Raw genomic sequence first — 3,349 nt, 5'->3', positions numbered from 1 at the left:
GGGCTTGGCCGGCGCGGGGGGCCGGGGGGCTGCGGCCTTGGCGGGCGCAGCGGGCGCCGACGCGGCGGGGGCGTCGCCGCCGCCCTTCAGCGTCGGGCCGATCTCCTTGCGGAAGCGCATCTCCGCAGGGAGCTCGACGGTGGAGCTCGCCGACTTGACGAACTCCCCCATCTCCTTGAACTTCTCGAGAACGAACTTGCTCTCGACGCCGAACTCCTTGGCGAGCTCGTGGACGCGGGTCTTGGCCACAATTCTCCTTCTGGCCTGAGACCCGTCGTTCCGGGGGCTTTCTCTCAGACCGTTAGTGGGTGTGCTGGTCGAGCTGGCTCATCGCGAAGTACTCATCGAGTGCTCATGAGCTGGTGCTCCAGTTCCTGGTCGGTCCATCACGGTCGGTCGGTGTCTGCTCCTCCCTCGCCGGGGGCGAGGTGGGCGAGGAGCAGGTCGGTGGTCGGCGCACGGTCGAGCCGCAGGGCCCGGGCGAACGCCTTCCGCCTCAGCGCGAGCTCGAGGCACGCGGTCGTGGGGTGCAGGTGCGCCCCCCGACCGGGCGAGGTGCCGTCGGGGTCCGGCGTCACGGAGAGGTTCCCCCGGGCGTCGGAGCCGGCGACCACTCGCAGCAGCTCACGCTTGGCGGCCCGCTGCCGGCATCCGACGCAGGTCCGGACCGGTGCGGCGGATGCCGTGCGGGCCGGGGATGCGGGGAGTTCAGGTTCGCGAGCCACCGAGGGAAGAGACTACCCCCACGGGCCCCGCGGGGCCGAACCGGCGTCAGCCCTCCGCGGGCGCGGTCGGCTCCTCGGGCTCGGGGGCCTCGTCGCTGCGGATGTCGATGCGCCAGCCGGTCAGCCGCGCGGCGAGCCGGGCGTTCTGGCCCTCCTTGCCGATGGCCAGCGAGAGCTGGAAGTCCGGGACCACGACGCGGGCGGCCTTCGCGGCGGCGTCGACGACCGTCACGGAGGTGACCCGGGCCGGGGACAGCGCGTGGGCGACCATCTCGGCGGGGTCCTCGGAGAAGTCGACGATGTCGATCTTCTCGCCGTGCAGCTCGGCCATCACGTTGCGCACCCGCTGGCCCATCGGGCCGATGCAGGCGCCCTTGGCGTTGACGCCCGGGACGGTGGCGCGCACCGCGATCTTGGTGCGGTGGCCGGCCTCGCGAGCCAGCGCGGCGATCTCGACGGTGCCGTCGGCGATCTCGGGCACCTCGAGGGCGAAGAGGCGGCGCACCAGGTTGGGGTGGGTGCGCGAGAGCGTCACCTGCGGGCCGCGCATGCCCTTGCGCACCGAGACGACCAGGCACTTGATGCGGGTGCCGTGGGCGTACTTCTCACCGGGCACGCGCTCGGCGGCCGGGAGGATCGCCTCGAGGCGACCGAGGTCGACCATGACGTCGGAGGGGTTGCGGCCCTGCTGGATGACGCCGGAGATGACGTCGCCCTCGCGGCCGGAGAACTCCCCGAACTTGATGTCGTCCTCGGCGTCGCGCAGCCGCTGCAGCATGATCTGCTTCGCGGTGGTGGCGGCGATGCGGCCGAACCCGGCCGGGGTGTCGTCGAACTCGCCGACCTGGTTGCCGTCGTCGTCGAGCTCGGCGGCGAGCACCGAGACGTGGCCGGACTTGCGGTCCAGCTCGACCCGCGCCTTCTCCTGGGCGCCCGGGGTCTTGTGGTACGCGGTCAGCAGCGCCTGCTCGATCGCCTCGACCAGCACGTCGAAGGAGATCTCCTTCTCCCGCTCCAGCGTGCGCAGCAGGCTCAGGTCGATGTCCATCAGGCGTCCCCTTCCTCGTCGGTGTCGGTCTCGTCGATGTCGTCGGTCTCGTCGGTCTCGTCGTCCTCGGACAGGTCGACGGCCTCGACGCGGTTGAACTCGATCTGGACCAGGGCCTTGGCGACGGCGGCGAGCTCGAGGCGGCGCGCGGCCCCCTTGACCTCGAGGGTGACGGCTTCGGCGTCGGCGGCGGTGATCCGGCCGGTGAGCGTGCCGCCCTCGACGAGGGTCACCTTGACGAGGCGGCCGACGTTGCGGCGCCAGTGCCGCTCGGCGGTGAGGGGGCGGTCGACGCCGCGGGAGGTGACCTCGAGCGTGTAGGGCTGCTCGCCGAGCAGGTCGGAGTCGTCGAGCACCGCGGAGATCGCCCGGGTGGCCTCGGCGACGTCGTCGAGGGTGATGCCGCCGTCGCGGTCGACCGCGATGCGCAGGACCCGGCGCTTGCCGGCGGGGGTCAGCTCGACCGCCTCGAGGTCGTAGCCGACCTCCAGCAGGGGCTGGCGCAGCGCGCTCCCGATCCGTTCGGTCAGGGAGTCCGGGGCTGGGGCGCTCACGGCTCGACCTCCTGCTCTTCTCTTGTGGCGTGGCTGGCGTGCGGCCGGGCCGTCGGACCCGGAGCGAACACCCTAGCCCCTGGTCGGTGACCCTCCGACCTCCACGCGTCGGCCCCCGCGTGCGGCGTGGGTAGGGTCACGTCCGTGCCCGTGCCGTCACCCGCCTCCCGCCCCGGTCCGTCGACCGCCGGGCGCTCGGCCACCCGGCGGCGGCTGCTCGGCGCCGGGCTCGCGACGGCCGGCGTCGGACTGCTCGCGGGCTGCCGCACCTGGGAGGACGTCGTGGACGGCGGCACCCGCCCGGGCGCCGCCTCCCCCGCCGCCGAACGGGCCGATCGACGCCTGCTGGCCGCGCTGCGCGCCGAGGCGGGCACCCGCGCCGCCGCCGCGTCCGGCGCGGTGCCGGGCGGCGGTCTCACCGCGGCCTCCCTGAGCTCCCTGACGGCGCTGCACGCCGCCCAGCTCGACGCCTTGGGCCGGCGGGGCACCCCGAGCCCGTCGCCGACGGCCTCCGGCGCTCCCGCCACCGGGGCGGCGGTCTCCGCGGCCGCCCTGCGCGCCGGCGAGATCCGCTGGCGCGCGACCCTGCTGGCCGCGGTGCCGCGGGCCGAGGACGGCGCCCTGGCCTCGCTCCTGGCCTCCCTCGCCGCCGGCCAGTCCGAGCGGCTGGCCCTGCTCGGCTGGGGCGGCACCGTGCGTCCCGCCGCGATCGCCACGGCGAGCAGGAGCGAGCTCGAGCCCGCATGGGTCGAGGCCCTGCAGACCGCGCTGGCCGCCGAGCACGGCGCCCTCTACCTCGACGGCGTGCTGGGGGCCAGGTCCGAGCCCGGATCCGCGCAGCGCACCCGCCTGGAGGCCGACCTCGAGCGGCACCAGGACCGCCGCGACGCCCTGACCGCGCTCCTGCTCTCCCTCGGCGCGCGCCCGACCGGCCCGGCTGCGGCGTACGCGCTGCCGACGACCCGCACCGACGCCGCCGCGCTGGCCGCCGCCGCGGCGCAGGTCGAGCTCGCGACCGTGGG

The 3,349-nt window shown here is 75.0% G+C and carries 5 protein-coding genes; 1 reads left to right on the top strand and 4 read right to left on the bottom strand.

Going from position 1 to position 3,349, the window contains the following annotated elements; translation table 11 throughout:
* The 4 genes from ACZDWJ_RS19675 to rimP all read right to left on the bottom strand — a co-directional run.
* Positions 1–249, bottom strand: a 249-nt coding sequence (locus ACZDWJ_RS19675) for a translation initiation factor IF-2 N-terminal domain-containing protein (protein WP_463523875.1), incomplete at its 3' end; no start/stop codon positions are given.
* Between the two features lie 137 nt (positions 250–386).
* Entirely contained in the window at positions 387–725 is a 339-nt protein-coding gene (locus ACZDWJ_RS19670) for a YlxR family protein (RefSeq protein ID WP_463523873.1), read from the bottom strand.
* A 46-nt stretch (positions 726–771) separates the two neighbouring features.
* On the bottom strand, positions 772–1,773 hold the full coding sequence (nusA, locus tag ACZDWJ_RS19665) for a transcription termination factor NusA (protein ID WP_463523871.1): 1,002 nt from the start codon (positions 1,771–1,773) through the stop codon (positions 772–774).
* The gene (rimP, locus tag ACZDWJ_RS19660) at positions 1,773–2,327 is read right to left on the bottom strand and encodes a ribosome maturation factor RimP (protein ID WP_463523869.1); all 555 of its coding nucleotides are present in this window, start codon (positions 2,325–2,327) and stop codon (positions 1,773–1,775) included. Before rimP ends, nusA begins: the two co-directional genes overlap by 1 nt.
* A gap of 144 nt (positions 2,328–2,471) precedes the next feature.
* Between rimP and ACZDWJ_RS19655 the strand changes: the two genes are divergently transcribed.
* Positions 2,472–3,349 (top strand): DUF4439 domain-containing protein (locus ACZDWJ_RS19655; protein WP_463523867.1); only part of this gene is annotated, 878 nt, incomplete at its 3' end.

It is taken from the genome of Nocardioides sp. B129/18 (genome assembly GCF_055282735.1).
The sequence above is the reverse complement of the archived record's forward strand: the minus strand, read 5'-3'. Positions and strand labels throughout refer to the sequence as shown.

Bases quoted from the DNA above. Each gene is read 5' to 3' on its own strand.
- nusA (WP_463523871.1), bottom strand. From the start codon at position 1,773: ATGGACATCGACCTGAGCCTGCTGCGCACGCTGGAGCGGGAGAAGGAG.